Consider the following 23,634-nt stretch of genomic DNA (forward strand, 5'->3'; position numbering starts at 1 on the left):
GCGCCTCCCACTCCTTTCGCGCCTTCCGCGTCCTTCTCCTCGCCTTCACACGCGCACCCCTCCCCTCGCGCCGCCTGACACCCCTTTCCTTCCAGGAGACCGCACACCATGCGTACGCCCTCGCGCGCCCGTAAACGGCATTTCATCCCCTTTGCCCTGATCAGTTCTGCGGCCCTGCTGCTCACCGCGTGCGGCTCCGGCACGGGCGGCGCCGGATCCGGGGGCTCCGTGGCGGGCGCCGCCGAGGCCGCCGCCGAGATCCCGACCGCGGACGTCGTCTCCGGGGTCCGCGAGGATGCGGCCGCCGCCCGCCTGCTGCCGTCCGGTGTACGGAGCCTGACCATCGCGTACGCCGTCGGCGGCACCCCGCCCGGCACGTCCTACCTGGGCGACGGCAAGACGCTCGCCGGCCAGGACGTCGACTTCGCGAACGCGGTCGCCCGGGTGCTCGGTATCCGGCTGAAGACGCAGCAGGCCGGGTTCGAGGCGATCCTGCCCGCCCTCGACAGCGGCAAGTACGACCTCGGTGCGGGCAACTTCGGCGTGACCGAGGAGCGGCGCCGGACCATCGACTTTGTCACCTACATCAACGACGGCCAGGGCTTCGCCACCCGCGAGGACAGCGGGCTGGGCAAGGTCACCGACCTCGCCCAGCTGTGCGGACTGAACATCGCCACCGGCGCGGGGACCACCTTCGAGGCCACCCTGGAGCAGAACGCGCACCGGTGCGCGGACGCGGGCAAGAAGGCGTACAAGGTGCAGACCTACAGCGAGTCCGGCGCGCTGTGGTCCTCCTTCCAGCAGGGCCGCAGCGACGTGGTGATGTCCACGATCAACGGCCTGCGGTACGCGGTCGCCCGGCAGCCGGGCCTGAAGTTCCTCAACGAGTTCCACCGCCTCGACGTCGGCTTCGCCTTCAAGAAGGGCACGAGGCTGGCGCCGGCCTTCCGGGCAGCGGTCAACAGGCTGATCTCCGACGGGACGTACGCGAAGATCCTCGACAAGTGGGGCACGACGGCGTCCGCCATCAGGACGTCCCGGATCTCACCACCGGAACTGAAGTCCTGACGAACCGGCAGCGGCCGTCCCGGCGGCCGCCGCCGCCCGCGTCCTAACAGTCGCAGCCGCAGTCGCAGCCGTCGCAACTGCAGCAGTTCCCGCAGCAGTCGCAACAGTCACCGCAGCCGTCGCACCCGGAGCAGTCGCAGTCGCAGTCGCGGCACCAGCCCTCGCGCCGCTGCCGCGACCACGGGCTCTCGAACTCGGCGGCGCAGCACAGTCGGCAGGTGCAGCACAGGCCGACGGCGACCGCGCACCCGGTGAAGAAGCCCCGCTTGCCGGGGCGCGGCGGTTCGCCGCCGAAGGGGCTGCCGCCGCCGGGGTGCGGGTGGCCCGGGTCGTGCGGGGCCTGCGGCTGCTGCGGGGCGTACGGCCCCTGCGGCGGACCGAAAGCCCCGTCCGGCGCGTGGCCGCAGGACCCGGTGCCGAAGGCACGGTCCACGGACCGCGGGAGTTCGTGGACGAGCAGCAGGTGCGCGAGCCGTCCGTCCGCGAACTCGGCCTCGCGCAGGGCCAGCCGGATGCCGTGCACCGCGTCGTCGGCGAGCCGGCGGGCCTCGGTGAGCGGGGTGCCGGTCGCGGTCAGCGGGTTCCAGGCGCCCGACGCGGCGTCGGTCTCGCGGTCCTCCACGGCGTCCAGGAGGTGGGCGAGCCGTCCGAAGAGGCGGCCCGCCTCGGCGAGGGGTTGGGCGTTGTCCGGCCGTCCGGCGAGCACCGCGGTGTGCGCGAAGGCCGCGGCGGTCGCGGTCTCGGTCGGTTCGGTGACGGTCAGGACCGGTGTGCCGGGTCCGGCCAGCGACTCGATGCCGACCTGCCGGTCCACCGCGTCGACGAGGACGGCGGTGTCGAAGCCGACGTCGGCGCCGGTGCGGGCGCCCGCGCGCCCCCAGCTGTCGGCGACCTTGCGCGCGGCGAGCGCCACCGGCCTGCGGGCCAGCAGTCCGTCACCGTCGGCGACGTGGTCGCGCACCTTGGCCGAGGCGAGCACCAGCGAGACGGCCGCCGCGAGCCGGGCGCCCTCCCCCTGCGCGACGGAGGCGGTGCGCATCCCGCGCAGCGGGCACGGCCCGGCGGTACGCCGCCACGCCCTCGCCCTGCCGTCCTTGCCGGCCTCCACGGCCTGGCGGCCCGACACGGCCTGAGCCTCCGTCAGGACCGATATGAGCAGCCCGTCGTAGTTCGTCACGACCCGGGCGAACTGCCCGTGATCGCCGCGCAGGGCCAGGCACAGGCCGCACAAGTGGGCCATCCACTGGGCTTTGAGGTGCTCACCGAGCCGGTGACTGCAGGGTCTGACGATTCCGAACACGACGATCCCCCGTGGTGTCTGCGACGTTGAGCTGCCGCATCGTACCGACCGCCCTGTTCACCCGTACGCATCACCGCTCACCCGAGTGCCGTCGACCATCATATTTCACTCACGGTCAGCATCGGTGTAGGGCATGACCCTTGGGGCACAAGGCCCTCGACGGATCCGCTGTGCACCAGTACCGTCACAAACCCCCCGTGCGGCGTCTATCCACTTGGCGCGCTGTCAGCATCATGGATGACCATAGGGATGCGAGAAGCAGAAAGACCGCTGTGAGAGGAGGCGTCCATGGGATCGGTACGCAAGGCGAGTGCGTGGCTCGGCCTCGTCGACGACAACGAAGACGAGCGCTACTACGACGACGACTACTCCGAGGGAACCGAGTCCGGGGACGCCTGGGTGACCGACCCGCGGGTGAAGGTCGCCGCGGACACGGCCGAGGACAAGGGCCGCCGGATCGGCACGGTGACGCCGGACAGCTTCCGGGACGCCCGCGCCATCGGCGAGCTGTTCCGTGAGGGCGTGCCCGTCATCGTCAACCTCACGGCGATGGAGGCGGGTGACGCCAAGCGTGTGGTCGACTTCGCGGCCGGGCTCGTCTTCGGTCTGCGCGGTTCCATCGACCGGGTGTCCACGCGGGTGTTCCTGCTCTCCCCCGCCGACACGGAGATCGTCAGCGGGGACCCGGGGGCGCACCGGTCGGACGGCTTCTTCAACCAGAGCTGAGGCAGGGCCGCACGCCGGCCCTGCCCCCGCCCGGGCCTCGTACCAGGGCCCTCCGGCTCACCGGAAGGCGTCGATCCCGGTGAGCGCCTTGCCCAGCACGAGCTGGTGCATCTCGACGGTGCCCTCGTAGGTGAGCACCGATTCGAGGTTGGTCGCGTGCCGCATCACGGGGTATTCGAGGGAGATCCCGTTGGCGCCGAGGATCGTGCGCGCCGTGCGGCAGATCTCGATCGCCTCCCGCACGTTGTTGAGCTTGCCGAAGCTGACCTGCTCGGGACGCAGGCGGCCGGCGTCCATGCGCCGCCCCAGGTGGTGGGCGAGCAGGATCCCCTTGTGCAGTTCGACCGCCATGTCGGCGAGCTTGGCCTGGGTGAGCTGGAAGCCGCCGATGGGCCTGCCGAACTGCTCGCGCGAGCGCGCGTAGTCCACGGCGGCCGCGAAGCTGGAGCGGGCCGCACCCATGGCGCCCCAGACGATGCCGTAGCGGGCGTGGGACAGACAGCTGAGCGGGCCGCGCAGCCCGGTGACCTCCGGGAGTACGGCGTCGGCGGGCAGCCGTACGTCGTCGAGGACGAGTTCGCTGGTGACGGAGGCGCGCAGCGACCACTTGTGCTTGATCTCGGGGGCGGAGAAGCCCGGGGCGTCGGTGGGGACGACGAAGCCGCGGATGCCGTCCTCGGTCTGCGCCCAGACCACGGCGACGGCAGCGACGGACCCGTTGGTGATCCACATCTTGCGCCCGTTCAGCACCCAGTCCCCGCCGTCGCGCTTGGCGTGGGTGCGCATCGAGGCGGGGTCGGAGCCGTGGTCGGGTTCGGTGAGCCCGAAGCAGCCGATCGCCTCGCCGGCCGCCATGCGGGGCAGCCACTGCTGCTTCTGCTCCTCGCTGCCGAAGCGGTGGATCGCGTACATGGCGAGGGAGCCCTGCACGCTGACGAGGGAGCGGATGCCCGAGTCCGCCGCCTCCAGTTCCAGGCAGGCGAGGCCGTACTGGACGGCGGTGGCGCCGGCGCACCCATAGCCGGTCAGGGACATGCCGAGCGCGCCGAGGCCGCCCAGCTCGCGTGCGAGTTCCCGTACGGCGGGCAGTTCGCCGCTCTCGTACCACTCGGCGATGTGCGGCAGCACGCGGTCGGCGGCCCAGTCGCGCACGGTGGCGCGGACGGCGAGGTCCTCGGGGTCCAGCAGGTCGTCGATCCCGAGGGGGTCGGCGGGGTCGAACGGGGGCAGCGACGGTTTCGGTGACGACGCCGGCATGGGCACCTCCGACTAGTTAAACTAGCAGCGCTAGTTACACTGCTCCGGCCCGACGTTACGACGCGCCGGGGTCCGCGTCCAGCGTCACGCGGAGACGCGGGACCGCTCGACCTCGCGCTGCGCGGGCAGCTCCACCGCCGCCTCGTCGCACTGCATCACGCGTGGCAGCCGCAGCGCCGCCGCCGCGCCCAGCAGCAGCAGTCCCGCGCTCACCAGCAGCGTCACGTGCAGCCCGTGCACGAAGGAGTCCCGGGCCGCCCGCCGCAGGGCCGCCCCGGCCGGGCCGCCGAGGCGGCCGGCGACCTCGTAGGCCTCCCCCAGCGAGTGCGACGCCCGCCGCGAGGCCCCCGCCGGAACGCCGGGCACCCGGGCGACGCCGGGCGCGTACGCCGCGTTCATCACGGTCCCGAGCAGGGCGATGCCGATGCCGGCCCCCAACTGGTAAGAGGTCTCGCCGATCGCCGCGGCCCCGCCCGCCCGGTCCGCCGGCGCCTCGCTCAGCATCGACTCGTACGCGCCGAAGAGCGTCGTCTCCAGGCCCAGACCGAGCAGCACGAACCCGCACAGCAGCAGCCCGGCCTCGTCCTTGCCGCCCATCGCGGTCAGCACCACCACGGCGGCCGCCGTCAGGCAGAAGCCCGTGCACACCATGCGCCGCGGCCCGAACCGCCGCAGGACGCGTGCGCCCACGAGCCCGGCCGCCATCGCGGCGAAGGTCAGCGGCAGCAGCCGCAGCCCCGTGCTCAGCGGCGACAGCCCGAGCACCAGTTGCAGGTACTGGGCCGCGATCAGCTCCAGGCCGACCAGTGCCAGCATCGCCAGCACGATGCAGCCCACGGCCGTGCTGAAGGCGGGCCGCGCGAACATCCCGAGGTCCACCAGCGGATGCGCCCGGCGCCGCTGCCGCCGTACGAAGGTCACCAGGAGGACCACGCCCAGCACCAGCGGCCCCAGCGTCAACACGCCGAGCGGCGCTTCACCGCCGCCGAGCCGCTTCACGCCGAACACGGTGCCGAACAGGCCCGCCGCCGCGAGCACCGCCCCGATCACGTCCCAGGGCCCTTCGCGCTCGCCCGTCGACTCGGGCAGCAGCAGCCGCCCCACCGGAAGGCTGACCAGCATCAGCGGGATGTTGACGAGGAAGACCGACCCCCACCAGAAGTGTTCGAGGAGGAAGCCGCCCAGCAGCGGCCCGACCGCGGCGCCCACGGCCGCGACCGCGCTCCAGACGCCGATGGCCAGCGCGCGCTCGCGCCGGTCGGGGAAGACCTGCCGCAGGATCGACAGCGTGGCCGGCATGATCATCGCTCCGCCGACGCCGAGCAGCGCGCGGGCGAGGATCAGGGTCTGGGGGTGGTGGGCGAAGGCCGCGACGGCGGAGGCGACGCCGAAGAGGGCGTAGCCGAGCAGCAGGATCCGTCTGCGGCCCACGCGGTCGCCCAGCGTGCCGAAGAGGATCAGCAGCGAGGCGCAGACGAGGGGATAGACGTCGACGATCCAGAGCAGTTCGATGGCCCCGGGCCTGAGGTCCTCGGTGACGGCGGGCACCGCGACGTGCAGGACGGTGGCGTCCACCGCGACCAGCAGCAGGCTGACGCAGAGCACGACCAGGACGACCCAGCGGCCCGCACCGTCCCCGGCCGCCCGGCGGCGCTGCCCGAGGGCCGCCGCGGTCGTACCGGACATGCCGGACATGTACGTACCTCCCAGATGAACCCTCGCCTCGGCGGGCCCGCGGAGTGGGGACGTTCCGCGACAGGGCCTGGGCCGGGAAGGAGCGGTGGCCCCCGGCCCGCGCAGCGAAGTGCGAGTGACACGGCAGCCTACGCGAGTCCCCCGCCCGGGAGCGTGGCCCATCTCTCACACTCCGGACGGAACCCGTGTGGCGTACACCACTCCCCCGTCCGGCCAGACCGCCCCGCCGGTCCGGCCGGTCCGCCGCACGGCCGATAATCGAGCCCGTGACCGATCTTGCGACGCGCGTGGTGGCAGCCCGCCGGACAGCCTGGCGCCGGGCCGCCCCGGCCCTGTGCGGGTACGCCGCCGTGCGCGCCCTGGGCCTGGTGCTCCTGACCGTCTGGAGCGCCGCGCGCGGCAAGAGCGGGTACACCCTGCTGACCGCCCGCTGGGACTCCCTCTGGTACGCCAGGGTCGCCGGGGGCGGCTACGGCTACGAGGTGCGCCTGCCGAACGGGGACGTCCACGCGGACCTGGCCTTCTTCCCGCTGCTGCCCTGGCTGGAGCGGCTGGGGGCCGCTGTGGGCCCGCTGTCGTACGCCGACGCCGGGTTCGCCGTCAGCCTGCTCGCCTCGCTCGCGGCGGCCTGGGGGATCTTCGCGGTGACCGACCACGTGTACGGCCGCCGCGCGGGGACCTGCGCGGTGCTGCTGTGGGCGGTGCTGCCGGTCGGGATCGTGCAGTCGATGGCGTACAGCGAGTCGCTGTTCACTGCGCTCGCCGCCTGGTCGCTGTACTGCGTGCTGACCGGCCGCTGGGTCGGTGCGGGGGCGCTGGCCCTGCTGGCCGGGCTGACCCGGCCGGTCGGGCTCGCCGTGGCCGCCGCCGTGTGGACGGCGGCCGTCGCCTCGCTCGTCCGCGAGCGCCGCGCGGCAACCCCCACCGCCCTGCCCGCCGCCGGTCCCGGCCGCCGCCTGCTCGGCATGCTGCTCGCCCCGCTCGGCGCCGCCGGCTACGTCCTGTGGGTCGGCCACCGCACCGGCGGCGGCCTCTTCGGCTACCTCGACGTCCAGGCGGGCTGGCGCAACGGCTTCGACGGCGGGTACGCCTTCGCGCGCTTCGCCGGCGACAAGTTCACCTCGTTCCCCTCGGCCCTGGCCGGGCTGGGGCTGGTCATCGGGGTGGCCCTGGTGATCCGGCTCTACGTCACCGGCGTACGGCAGGGGCAGCCGCCCGCGCTGCTGGTGTACTCGGGGGTCGTCACCGCGCTCGCCCTGTGCGCGTCGAGCTACTTCGGCTCCAAGCCGCGCCTGCTGCTGCCCGCCTTCCCGCTGCTGCTGCCGCTCGCCCTGGCACTCGCCCGGCTCCGTGTCTCCCGGGCGGCTTGGGTGACGGGCGGGATCGCGCTGGCCTCCGCCGTCTACGGGGCGTTCTGGCTGAACGGCTCGGGACCGCCGTGACGTGCCGTGTACGAACGGTGAATTCCACCGGAGCGTTCCACCAACGCATTCATAAAGGCTCGATAAGAGCTTCCGGAATGATCAAAGGAAATGCATGCCGGTGAGCGCTCCCATTGGTGAAATCCAGGGAAATCAGGCCCGGTTGAGAGCTTTCCCACATCACATCGTCATCACAAACCACGTGATTCGTCAGGGAACTGCGCTCACTCGCTGTAACGTCGATTAGGTGCGTACCGAAGGAACCCTCACCCGCCTGGACCGGGTGTTCGCCAGGCTGGACCGTGAGCCACAGCGGCCGGCGCACATCGACATGCCGAGAATGAGCAGGCACCGGGTCGTGCTGTTCTCGGCGACCCTGGCCTTCTACCTGGCGATCGTCTGGGCCGTGGTGACCACCTCCTGGCTGGTCCGGCTGGACTGGCAGGTCATGTTCTTCCGGCCGTACCAGCAGTGGCCGCAGATCCACGCGTTCCTCGACTACTACGTGGTCCTCGGCCAGCGCGGCCCCACCGCCGTGATGGTCGCCTCCTGGCTGGGCTGGCGCTCCTGGCGGCAGCACACGCTGCGCCCGCTGCTCACCCTCGGCGCCTCGCTGCTGCTGCTGAACATCACGGTAGGCGCCGCGAAATACGGCATGGGGCGGCTCGGACCGCACTACGCGACCGTCATCGGCTCCAACGAGATGGGCCTCGGCGGCGATATATTTCCCAGCGGCCACACCGCCAACGCCGTGGTGACCTGGGGCATCCTGGCCTACCTGGCCTCCACCCCGACCGCGCGCCGCTGGCTGTCGGCGCTGTCGGCGGTCACCTCGCTCGGGGTCGGCCTCACCACCGTCTACCTGGGGACGCACTGGCTCAGTGACGTGGTCCTCGGCTGGGCCGCGGGCCTGCTGATCCTGCTCGCGCTGCCGTGGTGCGAGCCGCTGATCGCCCGGACCGAGAGCGCGCTCTTCGACCTGCGCGACCGCTGGCGCGCCCGCCGCGGCCTCCCCCTCCCGGTGCCCGCCCCGGCCCTGCCCGTCGGCGCGCCCGTGGTGCACAAGCCGCGCACGCCCGCACCGCAGGAGGCCCCGGCGACCCACGGGGCGGCAGCCGGCCGCTCGGCACGCACACCCGCCCACCTCGTCCCCGGCCCGCACGCACCCCGCGGCGAACGCGCCCCGGTCCCCCCGGCGGGCAACCGCAGGCAGCAGCACCCCGACCGCGTCCCGCGCGACACCACCCCGGCGCCCGCGGCCCGCTCCTGAGCACGCCGCCCCGCTCCTGAGCACGCCGCGCCGGGACGCATGAGGCGCCCTCAGCCCTTCCAGGCGCGGGCCACCCGCCCGTCCCTGACCTCGAAGTTGAGCCGTCCGACCCGGTACTCCATGGTGATGATCGCGCCCGGCGGCAGCGAGCGCACCGTGGACCAGCCCCGCTCACGCGCGAACCGCTCGGCCTGAGCGGCCTCCAGGCCGACGTACCGTTCCGGACTGTCCTGGGGCTCCGCGGGCGGAGTGGGGATCGGTGCCATGGCTCCACGCTAGGCGGCGAACCCCGGGCGGGGAAGTCCGTCAGGGCCCCACTGATCACATATGCGTTCTGTAGTCACGACAGCTCATACGCTCCCCCGCGGTCCCTCCTGTCACGTTTACATCACAAGATCACCACGGTCGGACTCCTCGAACTCCGTCACCCGCGCGAGCGGCTCCGTCCCCCTTCCACGGGCAATCGAACGCAATTCCCGTACGTCACGAAGACACCGGGGAAATGCCCCGCGGAAAGCACCGTGAGAAACAGGGGCCGGTGCCGCCACGCGTGCGGCCGGACATTCCACCGCCATTCGCCACCGCCCGGAGAACCGGATCCGCACAGGGAATGCACTGCTCCTGGACAGCCCTCCCGCCCCGCCCGGCCCGCGCGCCAGGCGCCCGGGACCGCCGTCCGGCTCCCTCCCCCAAGATCCACCGCCCGCCGGGCAGTTGACAGCGCGTGACCGTCCATTTACAGCAAGTGATCACGCACGGGAAGAGGTTCGATTCCGTGTCCCGCAGGGCGTGACTCCCCCGCGGATCGTCCGTTGTCTTCTTCATGAGCCGGGGGCCCTCCCGGTTCATGGGCCGGGAGCCACCCGGCCCCGCCACGCACCGCACCGCATCCCGAGGAGCCACCCGTGCCGCGCATGCTCGACGTCAGCGACGCCGTACGCGCCGAGATCGGCGACGAAGAAGCCGACCGGCTGCTCGCCGGAGAGAACGCCCCGGGCAGTTACGACTGCACGTCCTGCCGTACCCCCGGCGACTCCGCGCAGGAGCGCACCAGCACCGTTCTGTTCGTCGGCGACGAGACCGCCGTCCTCGCCTTCGCCCACTCCACCTGCCTGCCCTCCCAGGTCGTCCAGGTCACCGAGGAGCAGCTGCGGGGCGCGGTCCGCTCCATCAACGCGGACACGGGCGGCCAGGCCGCCGCCGGGCTGCCCGCGCAGGGCACGCAGCAGCAGACCGCACCGGAGCAGGCCGCCCCCCGGCAGGCGGCGCAGGAGCAGGCCGTGCTCGGCGTGACCAGCGGCCTCGTACTGGTCGCCGGGGAGCTGCACCCGGCGCTGGTCGTCGAGCCCACCGCGCCCATCGTGCGCCCGGGCACGACCGGTCCCGGCGACGACTTCCTGACGCTGCTCACCGAGCAGGGCTACGCGCCCATGGCCGACCTCGACTCCGTGCCGCCGGTGCTGCACGGGTGGTCGGTGCTGCTCGCCATGGGGCAGCTGCACGCCGTCCTCCAGCCGGGCGCCGAGGGCGGCGGGCCGGCGGCCTGGTGGCAGGCGCACCAGCCGCTCCAGGTCACCGAGGGCTGGCGGGCCGCGGCCAACAAGCACCAGCAGGTGCTGATGTTCGCGGCGCCGGTCGGGTCCATCGGCCGCCAGCCCCGCGAGGATCTGCTGCGCAACGCCCTGGACAAGGCGGCGGCGCAGGGCAGGCTGGTCGCGGCGACGCTGCCGCTCGCCGGGACCTGAGCCGCATCTCTTCCGGTTCGGGGTCGTTTGGACATACGTGCACGCATATGACGTTCCCCGCCGCCAGTCCTACCAGCCGATCCGTTCCGCGCGGGCGGCCCAGGATCCGATGGGCCCCTCGGCCACGCCCATCTACGACGCGCTCTACGCCGAGTACGTCAAGTCCTACCGGACACTGCCGGGCGACCGGAGCGGCGAGGAGGACCTGGGCTTCGTCGCGTTCGGGAACCTCCAGCACCGCACGGGCTCGAACGCGTACATCGCCTACGGCGCGGGGGCCTACAGCACCCGGCACGGCACCGGCCAGCAGCAAACACAGTGGCAGCGCGTCGGGACGCTGGGGCGGCAGGAGAGCGGCACCGGGATGCAGCACGTCCCGGCAGCGCTGCCGCCCGCCCCGCGGCGCGGTGCGTGAGGCACCACCGCACCGGCGTACGGACACGCGGAAGGGCGGCCCCCCGATATCGGGGGGGGGGCCGCCCTTCCGCCGTCGTAACGGCTTCCTCACTTCTTCTTGGCGCCGCGCTTCTCCCGCACCCGCACCGAGATGTGGATCGGCGTGCCCTCGAAGCCGAACTCCTCGCGCAGCCGGCGTTCGATGAAGCGCCGGTAGCCCGCCTCGATGAAGCCCGAGGCGAACAGGACGAACCGCGGCGGCTTGGTGCCCGCCTGGGTGCCGAACAGGATGCGCGGCTGCTTGCCGCCCCGGATCGGGTGCGGGTGGGCGGCGACCAGCTCGCCGAGGAAGGCGTTGAGGCGGCCGGTCGGCACCCGGGTCTCCCAGCCGGCCAGCGCGGTCTCGATCCCCGGGACCAGCTTCTCCATGTGCCGCCCGGTGCGCGCCGAGACGTTCACACGGGGAGCCCAGGCGACCTGGCCCAGCTCGGTCTCGATCTCCCGCTCCAGGTAGTAGCGGCGCTCCTCGTCGAGGGTGTCCCACTTGTTGAAGGCGAGGACGATCGCGCGGCCCGCCTCCACGGCCATGGTGACGATGCGCTGGTCCTGCACGGAGATGGACTCGGAGGCGTCGATCAGGATGACGGCCACCTCCGCCTTCTCGACGGCGGCGGCGGTGCGCAGGGAGGCGTAGTAGTCGGCGCCCTGCTGGAGGTGGACGCGCTTGCGGATGCCCGCGGTGTCGACGAACTTCCAGGTGACCCCGCCCAGTTCGATCAACTCGTCGACCGGGTCGCGGGTGGTGCCCGCCAGTTCGTTGACGACGACGCGCTCCTCGCCGGCGACCTTGTTCAGCAGCGAGGACTTGCCGACGTTGGGGCGGCCGATCAGGGCGATGCGGCGCGGACCGCCGACGCCGCCGGCGCCGAAGCTCTCGCGCGGCGCCTCGGGCAGCGCCTCCAGGACCCGGTCCAGCATGTCGCCGGTACCGCGGCCGTGCAGCGCCGAGACGGGGTGCGGCTCGCCGAGTCCGAGGGACCACAGGTAGGCGGCGTCCGCCTCGCCATTGGGGCCGTCCACCTTGTTGGCGCACAGCACCACGGGCTTGCCTGCCTTGCGCAGCAGCCGGACGACGGCCTCGTCGGTGTCGGTGGCGCCGACCTTGGCGTCGACGACGAAGACGACCGCGTCGGCGGCCTCGATGGCGTACTCGGCCTGGGCGGCGACGGAGGCGTCGATGCCGAGGACGTCCTGCTCCCAGCCGCCGGTGTCGACGACCTTGAAGCGGCGGCCCGCCCACTCGGCCTCGTAGGTGACGCGGTCGCGGGTGACGCCGGGCTTGTCCTCGACGACCGCCTCGCGGCGGCCGATGATGCGGTTCACCAGGGTCGACTTGCCGACATTGGGGCGGCCGACGACGGCGAGCACAGGCAGCGGACCGTGTCCGGCGGCCTCGATGGCGCCCTCGACGTCCTCCAGGTCGAAGCCCTCTTCGGCGGCGAGCTCCATGAACTCCGCGTACTCGGCGTCGCCGAGCGCCCCGTGCTCGTACTCGTGCTCGGCCGAGCCGTCGGGCTGGATGTCGTCGTTCATGAAGTCCGTACCTCGTAGTTCATCGTGGTGGTCGGTGGATCATCACGGGGCCGTGGTGATCCACTACTCGAGTGTGTGCTAGCGCCGGGTGAGGCGCCTGGCGTTTTCCAGGTGGTCGGCGAGCTGCTTCTGGATGTGCTCGGTGGCCGTGTCCAGTGCCCGCCGGGTGCGCCTGCCGCTGCCGTCGCCCGCGTCGAAGGGCTCGCCGAAGACCACGTCCACGCGCGAGCGCAGCGGCGGCAGCCCTCGTATCAACCGTCCGCGCCGCTCGGAACTTCCCAGTACGGCCACCGGGACGATCGGCGCCCCGCTGCGGACGGCGAAGTAGGCGAGGCCCGCGCGCAGCGAGGCGAAGTCGCCCTCGCCGCGGGTGCCCTCCGGGAAGATGCCGAGGACCCCGCCCTGCTCCAGGACGCCGAGCGCGCGGGTGATCGCCGTGCGGTCGGCGCTGTGCCGGTCCACCTGGAGCTGGCCGATGCCGGTCAGGAAGGACCCGAGGGGGCCGATGAACGCTTCCTTCTTGATCAGGAAGTGCACCGGCCGGGGCGCCACGCCCATGACCATCGGGCCGTCGACGTTGTGCGAGTGGTTGACGGCGAAGATCAGCGGGCCGGACGCCGGCACCTTCCAGGCGCCCAGCACCCGTGGGCGCCACAGCCCGTACATCAGCCCGACGCCGATCCGGCGCCCGACCTCCGCACCGCGCTCGGACGAAACGGACTCAGCAGTCACTCGGCGGCCCGCTTCTCCTCGACGAGGGTGACGACGCACTCGATGACCTGGGCCAGCGTGAGGTCGGTGGTGTCGACCTCGACCGCGTCGTCCGCCTTGGCCAGCGGGGAGGTCTTGCGGCTGGAGTCGGCCGCGTCCCGCTTGATCAGGGCGTCCCGGGTGGCGTGCACGTCGGCGCTCTTCAGCTCGCCGCTGCGACGGGCGGCGCGGGCCTCGGGCGAGGCGGTGAGGAAGATCTTCAGATCGGCGTCGGGCAGGACGGTCGTGCCGATGTCGCGGCCCTCGACGACGATGCCCCTCGCGGCGGCAGCGGCCAGGGAGCGCTGCAGCTCGGTGATCACGGTCCGCACCTCCGGCACGGCGCTGACCGCGCTGACCTGGGAGGTGACCTCCTGGGTGCGGATCGGACCCGACACGTCCGTGCCGTCGACGGTGATCGTCGGGTGGGCCGGGTCGGTGCCGGAGACGATCTCGGGCTTGGCGGCCACGGCGGCGATCGCGGTGGGGTCCTCGATGTCGATCCCGTTGGTCACCATCCACCAGGTGATCGCCCGGTACTGGGCGCCGGTGTCCAGGTAGCTCAGGCCGAGCTGCGCGGCCACGGCCTTCGACGTGCTCGACTTGCCCGTGCCGGAGGGGCCGTCGATGGCGACAATCACGGGCTGGGCGGTCCGGGCGGCGCCGTGTTCCACAGCGGGGCACCTTCCTGGTGAAGGGTGGTGGACGGGTGTACGGGGGCCAGGGGCCCCCGCACAAGGTTACTGGCTGCCCGGACACCCTCCGACGGCCGGAGGGTACGGCCCTCACCGCTGCGGGGTTCCGCCCTCACCGGCGCGCGGTCGCGCCCGCGCTCCCGCCCGGTCACGCCCTCACTTCCGCAGGGCCCAGCCCCGTTCCCGCAGGGCCGCCGTCAGCACGGGGACCGCCTTCGGCTCGACCGTCAGCTGCACCAGGCCTGCCTGCTGTCCCGTCGCGTGCTCGATCCGGACGTCCTCGATGTTCACCCCGGCCGCCCCGGCGTCGGCGAAGATGCGGGCCAGCTGTCCGGGCTGGTCGTCGATGAGGACGGCGACGACCTCGTACGCCCGCGGCGCGGACCCGTGCTTGCCGGGCACCCGGACCCGTCCGGCGTTGCCGCGCCGCAGCACGTCCTCGATGCCGGCGCCGCCCTCCTGGCGCTCGGCCTCGTCGCAGGACTGCAGCGCCCGCAGGGCCCGTACCGTCTCGTCCAGGTCGGCGGCGACGTCGGCGAGCAGGTCGGCGACCGGGCCCGGGTTCGCCGAGAGGATGTCGATCCACATCTGCGGCGCGGAGGCGGCGATCCGGGTCACGTCCCGGATGCCTTGCCCGCACAGCCGTACGGCCGCCTCCTCGGCGTGCTCCAGGCGCGCGGCGACCGTGCTGGAGACCAGTTGGGGCATGTGGGAGACCAGGGCCACGGCGCGGTCGTGGGCGTCGGCGTCCATGACGACCGGGACCGCACGGCAGTGCGAGACCAGTTCCAGGGCGAGGTTGAGGACCTCGGTGTCGGTGTCGCGGGTCGGGGTGAGCACCCAGGGGCGGCCCTCGAAGAGGTCGGCGGTCGCAGCCAGCGGGCCGGACTTCTCCCGGCCCGACATGGGGTGGCTGCCGATGTAGGCGCTCAGGTCCAGACCCAGCGCCTCCAGCTCGCGGCGGGGGCCGCCCTTGACACTGGCCACGTCGAGGTAGCCGCGGGCCACCTTGCGGCGCATGGCGTCGGCGAGCACCCCGGCGACATGGGCGGGCGGGGCGGCGACGATCGCCAGGTCGACGGGGCCGTCGGGCGCCGCGTCCGTTCCGGCGCCGAGCGCGAGGGCCGTACGGACCTGTTCGGGGTCGCGGTCGGTGAGGTGCACGCCCACCCCGCGCCGGGCGAGGGCCAGGGCCGCCGAGGTCCCGATCAGGCCGGTGCCGATGACGAGTGCGTTCCTCACTGGGCGATGTCCTTGCGCAGGGCGGCCGCCGCCCCCAGGTAGACGTGGGCGATCTCGGCGCGCGGCCGGTCGGTCTCGATGTGCGCGAGGACGCGGACCACGCGGGGCATGGCACCCTCGACGTCCAGTTCCTGCGCGCAGATCAACGGTACGTCGACGATGCCGAGCCGGCGGGCGGCGACGGCGGGGAAGTCGCTGTGCAGGTCGGGGGTGGCCGTGAACCAGATGCTGATCAGGTCCTCGGCGGCCAGGCCGTTCCGCTCCAGGACGGCGGTGAGCAGTGCCTCCACCTGCTCGCTCATGTGACCGGCGTCGTCCCGTTCCAGCTGGACGGCCCCCCGGACCGCTCGTACCGCCACGGCGCTGCTCCTCGCTGACGTGTGTCTGGGTGGTTCGCGGCCAGCCTAGTCAGGCGGCACGCGGGGCAGGCACGGCGCCCGCCCGCTGAGACGCCACACCGATGAACCATTTGCACCAGTCGACTCGGATTTACTTCGACTTGGGGGTCTTCGGTGCGAAGATGCTTCCGCTCCGCTCGGAGCGTCTTCCCCCCACCTCGGCACCCCTCGGAGTGACGGCATGACTCAGGGATCGACCCGGCGCACGGTTCTCGCCACGGGCGCGGCCGCCGCGCTCGCCGCCGGCTGCAGCGACTCGAAATCGGGCGACGGCAGTGCGTCCGCCGCGGACGCAGCCTCCTCGGCCCCGCCGAGCCCTTCCAGGCCACCGACCACGGCCGCCGCCGCGTCCCCCTCGCACAGCGCCGCCGCCGGCGCGGAACTGACGCGGACCGAGGACATCCCGGTCGGCGGCGGCAAGGTCTTCAAGGAGCAGCGCGTCATCGTCACCCAGCCGGTGAAGGGCCAGTTCAAGGCCTTCTCCGCGGTCTGCACCCACCAGGGCTGCACCGTCAGCCACGTCGAGGACGGCACCATCGCCTGCCCCTGCCACGGCAGCATGTTCCACGTCACCGACGGCTCGGTGGCCCACGGCCCGGCGTCCCGGCCGCTGGCCGCCAAGGAGATCCACGTGGAGGGAAATTCCATCCGCCTGGCGTGAGGATCCGCGTACGCTCCCGGGCATGCGGCCCGAGGACCTGGTACGCGACCACACGATCTACGCCTGTGTGACGGGTTCGCGGGCTTTCGGGCTGGCGACGGAGAGCAGCGACACGGACCGCCGTGGCGTCTTCGTCGCCCCCGCCCCGCTCTTCCGGCGCTTCGCGAAGCCCCCGACGCACGTCGAGGGGCCCGGCCCGGAACAGTTCGGCTGGGAACTGGAACGCTTCTGCGAACTGGCGCTGCGCGGCAACCCGAACATCCTGGAGTGCCTGCACTCCCCGCTCGTCGAGCACGCCGACGCCACCGGCCGCGAACTGCTCGCGCTGCGCGAGGCGTTCCTCTCCCGCCGGGTGCACGCCGCCTTCACCGGCTACGCCCTCGCCCAGCGCCGCAGGCTCGACGCCGACGTACGGACGCACGGCGCCCCGCGCTGGAAGCACGCGATGCACCTGCCGCGCCTGCTGATCAGCGCCCGCGACCTGCTGCGCACGGGCCGCCTGACCGTCGAGGTGGGCGACGCCCGGGCCCGCCTGCTGGCCGTGCGGCGCGGCGAGGTCCCCTGGCCCGAGGTGGAGTCCTGGATGACCCGCCTGGCCGCCCGCACGGACGAGGCCGCCGCGCACTCCCCGCTCCCCGAGGAGCCCGACCTGCGCCGCGTGGAGGACTTCCTGTACCGCGTCCGCCGCGCCTCGGCGCTGGGATCGGCCCCGGCCGCCCCTGACGCCCCCGCCGGGCCTGTGTGAGGCCTGGGACCGCTCAGGCGCGCCCCCGGCCGCCGGGAGCGCGCCTGAGCCGTCGCAGAGGGCCCCGACGGCCGGCAGGCTCCGGGGCCGTACGTCTGACGCCTAGAGGTCGACCTCGCTCATCAGCATGCCGACCTCGGTGTTGGACAGGCGGCGCAGCCAGCCGGACTTCTGGTCGCCGAGGGTGATGGGGCCGAAGCCCGTGCGGACGAGCTTGTCGACCGGGAAACCGGCCTCGGCGAGCATGCGGCGCACGATGTGCTTGCGGCCCTCGTGGAGGGTGACCTCGACGAGGTAGTTCTTGCCGGTCTGCTCGACGACCCGGAAGTGGTCGGCGCGCGCGTAGCCGTCCTCCAGCTGGATGCCGTCCTTCAGACGCTTGCCCAGGTCGCGCGGGATGGGGCCGACGATGTGCGCGAGGTAGGTCTTGCGCACGCCGTACTTGGGGTGGGTGAGGCGGTGTGCCAGCTCGCCGTGGTTGGTGAGCAGGATGACGCCCTCGGTCTCGGTGTCCAGCCGGCCGACGTGGAACAGGCGCGTCTCGCGGTTGGTGACGTAGTCGCCGAGGCACTGCCGGCCCTCGGGGTCCTCCATGGTGGAGACGACACCGGCGGGCTTGTTCAGCGAGAAGAACTGGTACGACTGCGTGGCCACGGTCAGGCCGTCGACCTTGACCTCGTCCTTCTCCGGGTCGACCCGGCGGCCCTGCTCCAGGACGATCTCGCCGTTCACCTCGACCCTGGCCTGCTCGACCAGCTCCTCGCAGGCGCGCCGCGAGCCGTACCCGGCGCGTGCGAGCACCTTCTGCAGCCGCTCGCCCTCCTGCTCGGCGCCCGGGAAGGTCTTGGGCGGCTTGATGTCCTTCTTGCCCGCGTACCGCTCCCGGTTGCGCTCCTCGGCGCGCGCCTCGTACTCACGGGAGCGCGCCGGCGCTGTCCGCCCGCGCTGGGCGTCGGGCTTCTTCGGACCGCCCTTCGCGCCGCCGCGGGCCGCCCCGCCGCGCCCGGCCTTCGGACCGTCCTTGGTGGCGCCGGGGCCCACGTCGTAGCGGCGCTCCTCGGGGCGGGGCTTGCGGGGGCGGCCCTGCCCCTGCTTCTGGTCCCTGTCATTGCCGGCGCCGCGGTGGTTACCGCGCCCGCCGCTCTTGCCGCTGCCGCTGCTTCGCATCAAAGTTCCGTCGTCGTCGTGTCAGTCATGTGCGTCCCCGGACCCTCGTCCGGGTCCGGGGCGTCCGGGTCGAACGACGGTACGGCTTCCTGGGTCTCGGCCTCGATCGCCTCCGCCTCCGGGAGGAAGGGCGCCAGCTCCGGGAGCTCGTCCAGACCGCGCAGGCCCATCCGCTCCAGGAAGTAGTTCGTCGTCCTGTACAGGATCGCACCTGTTTCGGGTTCCGTGCCCGCCTCCTCGACCAGTCCGCGCTGGAGCAGGGTGCGCATCACGCCGTCGCAGTTGACTCCGCGGACGGCGGAGACCCGGCTGCGGCTGACCGGCTGCCGGTAGGCGACCACCGCCAGGGTCTCCAGCGCGGCCTGGGTGAGCCGGGCCTGCTGACCGTCCAGGACGAAGCCCTCGACGGCCGCGGCGTACTCGGGGCGGGTGTAGAAGCGCCAGCCCCCGGCGACCGTCCGCAGTTCGAAGCCGCGCCCCTGGACGGTGTACTCGTCGGCCAGCTCCCGCAGGGCGTCGGCGACCTGCCGCCGGGGCCGCTGGAGCGTCTTGGCCAGCAGTTCCTCCGTGGCGGGTTCGTCCACGACCATGAGGACGGCCTCCAGGGCGGGCTTGAGGTCGAGGCCGGCGACGCCGCTCAGGCCCGCGGGCACTTCGGTGGTCTCCTCGCTCACGCCTTCTCCTCCTCGTCCCCGCCGGGCTCCCCCGGCTCCCCGGGCTCCCCGGACGCCGCGGGCTCCTCCCGCGGGCGGTCGAACTCGTCGGTCACCATCGTCCGCGCGTCGCCGTCCCCGCCGGTCCAGCGCACGAGCAGGTCGCCGAGCGCCGTCTCCTGGTCGAGCGCGACGGCCTTCTCGCGGTACAGCTCCAGCAGCGCGAGGAACCGCGCCACGACGGTGAGGGTGTCGTCGGTGTCCTCGACCAGGGCGCGGAAGCCGGCCTCGCCCAGTTCCCGCAGCCGGGCGACGACGATCGCCGCCTGTTCCTGCACGCTGACCAGGGGCGCGTGGATGTGGTCCACGTACACCTGCGGTTTCGGCCTGGGCTGCATCGCCTTGACCGCGAGCCGCGCGAACCCCTCCGGGCCGATGCTGATGACGACCTCGGGCAGCAGCTCGGCGTGGTGCGGTTCGAGTCCCACGGTACGGGGGTGGCGCCGGCCCTCCTCGTCAAGCCGCCCGTTGAAGATGTCGGCGATCTGCTTGTACGCGCGGTACTGGAGCAGGCGCGCGAAGAGCAGGTCCCGGGCCTCCAGGAGGGCCAGGTCGGCCTCGTCCTCCACCTCGGCGGCGGGCAGCAGGCGGGCGGCCTTCAGGTCGAGCAGCGTGGCGGCCACCACCAGGAACTCGGTCGTCCGGTCGAGGTCCCAGGCCGGCCCCATGGTCCGGATGTGGGCCATGAACTCGTCGGTCACCCTGGACAGCGCGACCTCGGTGACGTCGAGCTTGTGCCGGGAGATCAGCTGGAGCAGCAGGTCGAAGGGCCCCTCGAAGTTCGCGAGCCGCACCTTGAAGACGCGGTCGTCGCTCTCCTCCGCCGCGGGGCTCTCGGCACCGCCGGTGCCGTCCGGGCCGCCGGGCCCGGAATCCGGCTGCCCGTGGGTGCTGGGCGGCGCGGGGGCGGCGGCCTGCGGCACCGGACGCTCTCCGCGCGTCCCGGCCGACCTGACCCGCTCCCCCGGAACGCCCGCCTCGGCGGGGGCGTCCGTCTCGGCAGGAGCGCCCATCGTGGCGCCGGCTCCCCTCGCGGCGAGGGCTCCCGTTTCCGTGGGAACGCCCCTCGCGGCGGGCTCGTCCCTTTCGGCCCTGACCGCCGCCGTGGCCGCAACCACCGGCCCGGCCAGGATCACCGGCTCGGTCCGCGCACCCGGCGCCATTGGCCCGGTCGGCTCTGCGGGCCGCTCTTCCGGGCCGACGCTCTCTTCCGGCTCGCCGTGCTCCTCCGGCTCGGCGCGCTCGTCGGGCGCGGGCGGGCCATCCGGCGCGGGCCGCTCGACCGGCGGGGCCGGGTCGGCGGGCTCCGTCGGTGCGAGGGGCTCCGTCGGTGTGGTGGGCTCCGGCGGTGGGGTGCTCGTGCCCGGGCCCCTCCCGAGCGCGCGCCTGCGGGCGGCGGGGCCCGGCCCGGCGGGCGGAACGTCGTTCGAGGTCATAGCCCCCGCAGGCTACCGTTACCGGCCGCGCAGCCGGCGTACGAGGATGCTCGCGTCCCCGCGGGACTCCAGGTCGGCCAGGACGACGGCGACCGCCTCGCGCACGATCCGGCCCCGGTCCACGGCCAGGCCGTGTTCGCCCCTGAGCACCAGTCGCGCGTGCTCCAGGTCCATGAGTTCCTCGGCGGAGACGTAGACCGTGATCTTCTCGTCGTGCCGTTCGCGCCCGCTGGGGCGGCGCGCCGCCGACCGTCCGCGTTTGCGGGGGGCCGCCGCGGCGCCCGCCGCGGAACCTTCCTGCACCGTCTGGCGCCGCCCGGCGCGCTCCGCCCCGCCGCCCGCGGTGCCGCGGCTGCGGGACTCGCCCGCCTCGGCCGGTTCGGCGTCGGCCGCCGCGTGCTCGGCACCCTCGCCGTCACCGCCCTGGGCGGGCACCGCCTGCGGGGCGTCCTCCGCCGGTACGGCCGCAGGGTCGCTCTCGCCCGCCGGAGCCGGTACCCGCGCCTCGCCGCCCGGCTGCCGCCGGGGAGTGGACGCCTGGAGCGCGGTCCCCCCTGTCGTACGGAACAGTTCGTCGGCCCCCGGCAGACTCACTCGGCGTGACACCGGGCGAGCACCTCCCTGGCGAGCTGGCGGTAGGCGGCGGCACCGACGGAGTTGGAGGCGTACGTGGTGATCGGCTCGCCGGCGACCGTGGTCTCCGGGAAGCGGACGGTGCGTCCGATGACCGTGTGGTACACGTGGTCGTCGAACGCCTCGACGACACGCGCGAGCACCTCGCGGCTGTGCACCGTGCGCGAGTCGTACATCGTGGCGAGGATGCCGTCGAGCTCCAGGTCGGGGTTGAGGCGCTCCTGGACCTTCTCGATCGTCTCGGTCAGCAGCGCGACACCGCGCAGCGCGAAGAACTCGCACTCCAGCGGCACGATCACCTTGTGCGCGGCCGTGAGGGCGTTCACGGTGAGCAGGCCGAGCGAGGGCTGGCAGTCGATGACGATGTAGTCGTAGTCGTCCATCAGCGGCTTGAGCGCCCGCTGAAGGGTCGACTCGCGCGCGACCTCGGAGACCAGCTGCACCTCGGCGGCCGACAGGTCGATGTTGCTGGGCAGCAGGTCCATGTTGGGGACCGCCGTCTTCAGCAGGACCTCGTCCGCGGACATGCCCCGCTCCATGAGCAGGTTGTAGACGGTGAGGTCCAGCTCCATGGGGTTGACGCCGAGACCCACCGACAGCGCGCCCTGCGGGTCGAAGTCGACGAGCAGCACCCGGCGTCCGTACTCCGCGAGCGCGGCACCCAGGTTGATGGTCGACGTCGTCTTGCCGACGCCGCCCTTCTGGTTGCACATCGCGATGATCTTCGCGGGTCCGTGGTCGGTCAGCGGCCCGGGGATCGGGAAGTACGGCAGCGGGCGTCCGGTCGGACCGACGCGCTCACGGCGCTGGCGGGCCGCGTCGGGCGCGAGCGTGGCCGCGTACTCGGGATCGGGCTCGTACTCGGCGTCGGGGTCGTAGAAGTGCCCCTCGGGCAGTTCGTCGTAGTCGGCGAACTGGTTGTGGGGCGCGCCCCTTCCGTCGCCGGCCATGGCGTTCACGTGATGGCCATCCATGCTCTGGTGTCCTGGCTGGGTCACCTGCGGGAACCGGTGACCCTGGTGGGCTGCGAAGGTGCGCACAGCGACGGAGCCGACAGCCTCGAGCCCCGTGGAGCTCTGGCCCCGCGCAGGCATTCCTGGTCGACCACCCCCGGGAGAAAATGTCGACTCATTCACAAGTCGTCTTACCTCCTTGGTGACCAGGGAACTTCTAGACAGGTCAGCGTGGCACCATGCCGACGGTTGGCGACTCTATGGCGTGTCGGGCGTCCGCAGCAACACAATCCGCCGGACCCGGCCCGATGTGTCGGCAATGAAACATCCCTCTGTCAAGGGCGTACGACCGTCGCACAGCAGGTTTCACCGGGGCGTGAATCGGTCGAATGGTTGCGTTCGAGGCGAGTTGGCCGTGTGCGGCGAAGTGACCATACACACATCCGGCCGGACCTTGTGGGGCAAGGTCCGGCCGGGTGCGTGGCGTTGACGACACGTGTTGACGTATCGCCTTTTTCCGTCGGGTGACTTGGTCGACTCCTCGATGCCGGGACTCAGCCGAGCAGCGTCTCCAGCTCGACGTGGTCCAGGCCGTGGGCCTCGGCGACCTCCCTGTAGACGACCTTGCCGTCATGGGTGTTGAGGCCCTTGGCGAGCGCGGCGTCGCGGCGCAGCGCCTCCACCCAGCCGCGGTCGGCGAGTTCGACGATGTACGGCAGGGTCGCGTTGGTCAGCGCGTAGGTGGAGGTGTTGGGCACGGCGCCGGGCATGTTGGCGACGCAGTAGAACACCGACTCGTGGACCTTGAAGGCCGGCTCGGCGTGCGTGGTCGGGTGGGAGTCCTCGAAGCAGCCGCCCTGGTCGATCGCGATGTCGACAAGGACACTCCCGGCCTTCATGCGGGACACCAGCTCGTTGGTGACCAGCTTCGGGGCCTTGGCGCCCGGGATCAGGACGGCGCCGACGACGAGGTCGGCCTCCAGGCAGGCCTTCTCCAGCTCGAAGGCGTTGGAGACGACGGTCTGGATCTTCGTGCCGAAGATCTTGTCGGCTTCCTTGAGCTTGTTGATGTCCTTGTCGAGCAGGGTCACGTGGAAGCCCAGGCCGATGGCGATCTGCGCGGCGTTCCAGCCGGAGACGCCGCCGCCGATGATGACGGCCTTGCCGGCCGGCACGCCCGGGACGCCGCCCGGCAGCACGCCGCGGCCACCGGCCGCGCGCATCAGGTGGTAGGCGCCGACCTGCGGGGCGAGGCGGCCCGCGACCTCGGACATCGGGGCGAGCAGCGGCAGCGCGCGGTTCGGCAGCTCGACGGTCTCGTAGGCGATCGCGGTGGTGCCGGACTCCAGGAGGGCGTCGGTGCACTCCTTGGACGCGGCCAGGTGCAGGTAGGTGAAGAGGATCTGGTCCTTGCGGAGGCGGTGGTACTCCTCCGCGATGGGCTCCTTGACCTTGAGCAGCAGGTCGGCGGCGGCCCAGACCTCGTCGGCGGTCTCCAGGATCTCGGCGCCGGCCGCCACGTACTCCTCGTCCGGGATCGCGGAGCCGACGCCCGCGTTCCGCTCGACGACGACCTGGTGGCCGTGTCGCACCAGCTCGTGCACGCCGGCCGGGGTGATGGCCACCCGGAACTCGTTGTTCTTGACCTCGCGGGGGATGCCGACCTTCACGTCGATCACGGTCCTTGACTCAGGGAATGTGGGGCAATAAAGACGTACCCCGGCATGCGGGGGCATACCAGGAGACACCGCAGGAGAACGAGCGGCAGAG

The 23,634-nt window shown here is 72.7% G+C and carries 23 protein-coding genes; 8 read left to right on the plus strand and 15 right to left on the minus strand.

What is annotated here, in order from left to right:
• Positions 1 to 108: 108 nt before the first annotated feature.
• The gene (locus AB0G56_RS09150; RefSeq protein WP_360965929.1) at positions 109 to 1,068 is read left to right on the plus strand and encodes an ABC transporter substrate-binding protein; all 960 of its coding nucleotides are present in this window, start codon (positions 109 to 111) and stop codon (positions 1,066 to 1,068) included.
• A 43-nt stretch (positions 1,069 to 1,111) separates the two neighbouring features.
• Here AB0G56_RS09150 and AB0G56_RS09155 read toward each other — a convergent pair whose 3' ends face one another.
• The gene (locus AB0G56_RS09155; RefSeq protein ID WP_360965931.1) at positions 1,112 to 2,368 is read right to left on the minus strand and encodes a DUF5685 family protein; all 1,257 of its coding nucleotides are present in this window, start codon (positions 2,366 to 2,368) and stop codon (positions 1,112 to 1,114) included.
• A 288-nt stretch (positions 2,369 to 2,656) separates the two neighbouring features.
• Here AB0G56_RS09155 and AB0G56_RS09160 point away from each other — a divergent pair, with 288 nt between their 5' ends.
• Entirely contained in the window at positions 2,657 to 3,094 is a 438-nt protein-coding gene (locus tag AB0G56_RS09160) for a cell division protein SepF (protein WP_360965934.1), read from the plus strand.
• A 57-nt stretch (positions 3,095 to 3,151) separates the two neighbouring features.
• On the opposite strand, the gene AB0G56_RS09165 is transcribed toward AB0G56_RS09160, so the two are convergent.
• Positions 3,152 to 4,351, minus strand: coding sequence for an acyl-CoA dehydrogenase family protein (locus AB0G56_RS09165; protein WP_360965937.1), 1,200 nt, complete (start codon positions 4,349 to 4,351; stop codon positions 3,152 to 3,154).
• Between the two features lie 84 nt (positions 4,352 to 4,435).
• On the minus strand, positions 4,436 to 6,037 hold the full coding sequence (locus tag AB0G56_RS09170; protein WP_360965940.1) for an MFS transporter: 1,602 nt from the start codon (positions 6,035 to 6,037) through the stop codon (positions 4,436 to 4,438).
• Positions 6,038 to 6,312: 275 nt separating this feature from the next.
• Here AB0G56_RS09170 and AB0G56_RS09175 point away from each other — a divergent pair, with 275 nt between their 5' ends.
• Together AB0G56_RS09175 and AB0G56_RS09180 are read left to right on the plus strand one after the other, a co-directional pair.
• Positions 6,313 to 7,488: a hypothetical protein gene (locus AB0G56_RS09175; protein WP_360965943.1), complete on the plus strand. Its 1,176-nt coding sequence runs from the start codon at positions 6,313 to 6,315 to the stop codon at positions 7,486 to 7,488.
• A gap of 226 nt (positions 7,489 to 7,714) precedes the next feature.
• Complete coding sequence (locus tag AB0G56_RS09180; protein ID WP_360965946.1) at positions 7,715 to 8,737, plus strand: phosphatase PAP2 family protein; 1,023 nt, start codon at positions 7,715 to 7,717, stop codon at positions 8,735 to 8,737.
• Positions 8,738 to 8,787: 50 nt separating this feature from the next.
• Here AB0G56_RS09180 and AB0G56_RS09185 read toward each other — a convergent pair whose 3' ends face one another.
• The gene (locus AB0G56_RS09185) at positions 8,788 to 9,003 is read right to left on the minus strand and encodes an I78 family peptidase inhibitor (protein ID WP_360965948.1); all 216 of its coding nucleotides are present in this window, start codon (positions 9,001 to 9,003) and stop codon (positions 8,788 to 8,790) included.
• 639 nt (positions 9,004 to 9,642) lie between these two features.
• Between AB0G56_RS09185 and AB0G56_RS09190 the strand changes: the two genes are divergently transcribed.
• Together AB0G56_RS09190 and AB0G56_RS09195 are read left to right on the plus strand one after the other, a co-directional pair.
• Positions 9,643 to 10,482 (plus strand): hypothetical protein, encoded by an 840-nt coding sequence (locus AB0G56_RS09190; protein WP_360965951.1) that lies wholly within the window; start codon positions 9,643 to 9,645, stop codon positions 10,480 to 10,482.
• A gap of 37 nt (positions 10,483 to 10,519) precedes the next feature.
• A complete protein-coding gene (locus AB0G56_RS09195; protein ID WP_360965953.1) occupies positions 10,520 to 10,897 on the plus strand; it encodes a hypothetical protein in 378 nt (125 codons plus the stop codon).
• An 89-nt stretch (positions 10,898 to 10,986) separates the two neighbouring features.
• Here the strand turns inward: AB0G56_RS09195 and der are convergent, their stop codons facing one another.
• The 5 genes from der to aroH form a co-directional block, all read right to left on the minus strand.
• Entirely contained in the window at positions 10,987 to 12,471 is a 1,485-nt protein-coding gene (der, locus tag AB0G56_RS09200) for a ribosome biogenesis GTPase Der (protein ID WP_360965956.1), read from the minus strand.
• Between the two features lie 78 nt (positions 12,472 to 12,549).
• The gene (locus AB0G56_RS09205; protein ID WP_360966060.1) at positions 12,550 to 13,137 is read right to left on the minus strand and encodes a lysophospholipid acyltransferase family protein; all 588 of its coding nucleotides are present in this window, start codon (positions 13,135 to 13,137) and stop codon (positions 12,550 to 12,552) included.
• 62 nt (positions 13,138 to 13,199) lie between these two features.
• Positions 13,200 to 13,895, minus strand: coding sequence for a (d)CMP kinase (gene cmk, locus AB0G56_RS09210; RefSeq protein WP_360965959.1), 696 nt, complete (start codon positions 13,893 to 13,895; stop codon positions 13,200 to 13,202).
• A 177-nt stretch (positions 13,896 to 14,072) separates the two neighbouring features.
• Positions 14,073 to 15,158, minus strand: coding sequence for a prephenate dehydrogenase (locus AB0G56_RS09215; protein ID WP_360965961.1), 1,086 nt, complete (start codon positions 15,156 to 15,158; stop codon positions 14,073 to 14,075).
• Complete coding sequence (aroH, locus tag AB0G56_RS09220; protein ID WP_360965964.1) at positions 15,155 to 15,517, minus strand: chorismate mutase; 363 nt, start codon at positions 15,515 to 15,517, stop codon at positions 15,155 to 15,157. Before aroH ends, AB0G56_RS09215 begins: the two co-directional genes overlap by 4 nt.
• A 220-nt stretch (positions 15,518 to 15,737) precedes the next feature.
• Between aroH and AB0G56_RS09225 the strand changes: the two genes are divergently transcribed.
• Positions 15,738 to 16,217 (plus strand): Rieske (2Fe-2S) protein, encoded by a 480-nt coding sequence (locus tag AB0G56_RS09225; RefSeq protein ID WP_360965967.1) that lies wholly within the window; start codon positions 15,738 to 15,740, stop codon positions 16,215 to 16,217.
• A gap of 22 nt (positions 16,218 to 16,239) precedes the next feature.
• Positions 16,240 to 16,962, plus strand: a complete 723-nt coding sequence (locus AB0G56_RS09230) for a nucleotidyltransferase domain-containing protein (RefSeq protein WP_360965970.1) — start codon at positions 16,240 to 16,242, stop codon at positions 16,960 to 16,962.
• A gap of 102 nt (positions 16,963 to 17,064) precedes the next feature.
• Here the strand turns inward: AB0G56_RS09230 and AB0G56_RS09235 are convergent, their stop codons facing one another.
• From AB0G56_RS09235 to ald, 6 genes are all read right to left on the minus strand, one after another.
• A complete protein-coding gene (locus AB0G56_RS09235) occupies positions 17,065 to 18,129 on the minus strand; it encodes a pseudouridine synthase (RefSeq protein ID WP_360965972.1) in 1,065 nt (354 codons plus the stop codon).
• The gene (scpB, locus tag AB0G56_RS09240) at positions 18,129 to 18,803 is read right to left on the minus strand and encodes an SMC-Scp complex subunit ScpB (protein ID WP_360965975.1); all 675 of its coding nucleotides are present in this window, start codon (positions 18,801 to 18,803) and stop codon (positions 18,129 to 18,131) included. Before scpB ends, AB0G56_RS09235 begins: the two co-directional genes overlap by 1 nt.
• The gene (locus AB0G56_RS09245; protein WP_360965978.1) at positions 18,800 to 19,855 is read right to left on the minus strand and encodes a segregation/condensation protein A; all 1,056 of its coding nucleotides are present in this window, start codon (positions 19,853 to 19,855) and stop codon (positions 18,800 to 18,802) included. The genes scpB and AB0G56_RS09245 overlap by 4 nt, the downstream gene beginning before the upstream one ends.
• Positions 19,856 to 20,296: 441 nt before the next feature.
• Positions 20,297 to 20,884 carry a hypothetical protein gene (locus AB0G56_RS09250; RefSeq protein ID WP_360965981.1) on the minus strand — a complete coding sequence of 196 codons (588 nt, stop codon included), beginning with the start codon at positions 20,882 to 20,884 and terminating at the stop codon, positions 20,297 to 20,299.
• On the minus strand, positions 20,869 to 22,005 hold the full coding sequence (locus AB0G56_RS09255; protein ID WP_360965984.1) for a ParA family protein: 1,137 nt from the start codon (positions 22,003 to 22,005) through the stop codon (positions 20,869 to 20,871). Before AB0G56_RS09255 ends, AB0G56_RS09250 begins: the two co-directional genes overlap by 16 nt.
• Positions 22,006 to 22,418: 413 nt before the next feature.
• The gene (gene ald, locus AB0G56_RS09260) at positions 22,419 to 23,543 is read right to left on the minus strand and encodes an alanine dehydrogenase (protein ID WP_360965987.1); all 1,125 of its coding nucleotides are present in this window, start codon (positions 23,541 to 23,543) and stop codon (positions 22,419 to 22,421) included.
• Between the last annotated feature and the right edge of the window lie 91 nt (positions 23,544 to 23,634).

Origin of the sequence: Streptomyces sp. NPDC021356, assembly GCF_040641015.1 — a bacterium.
GTDB lineage: Bacteria > Actinomycetota > Actinomycetes > Streptomycetales > Streptomycetaceae > Streptomyces.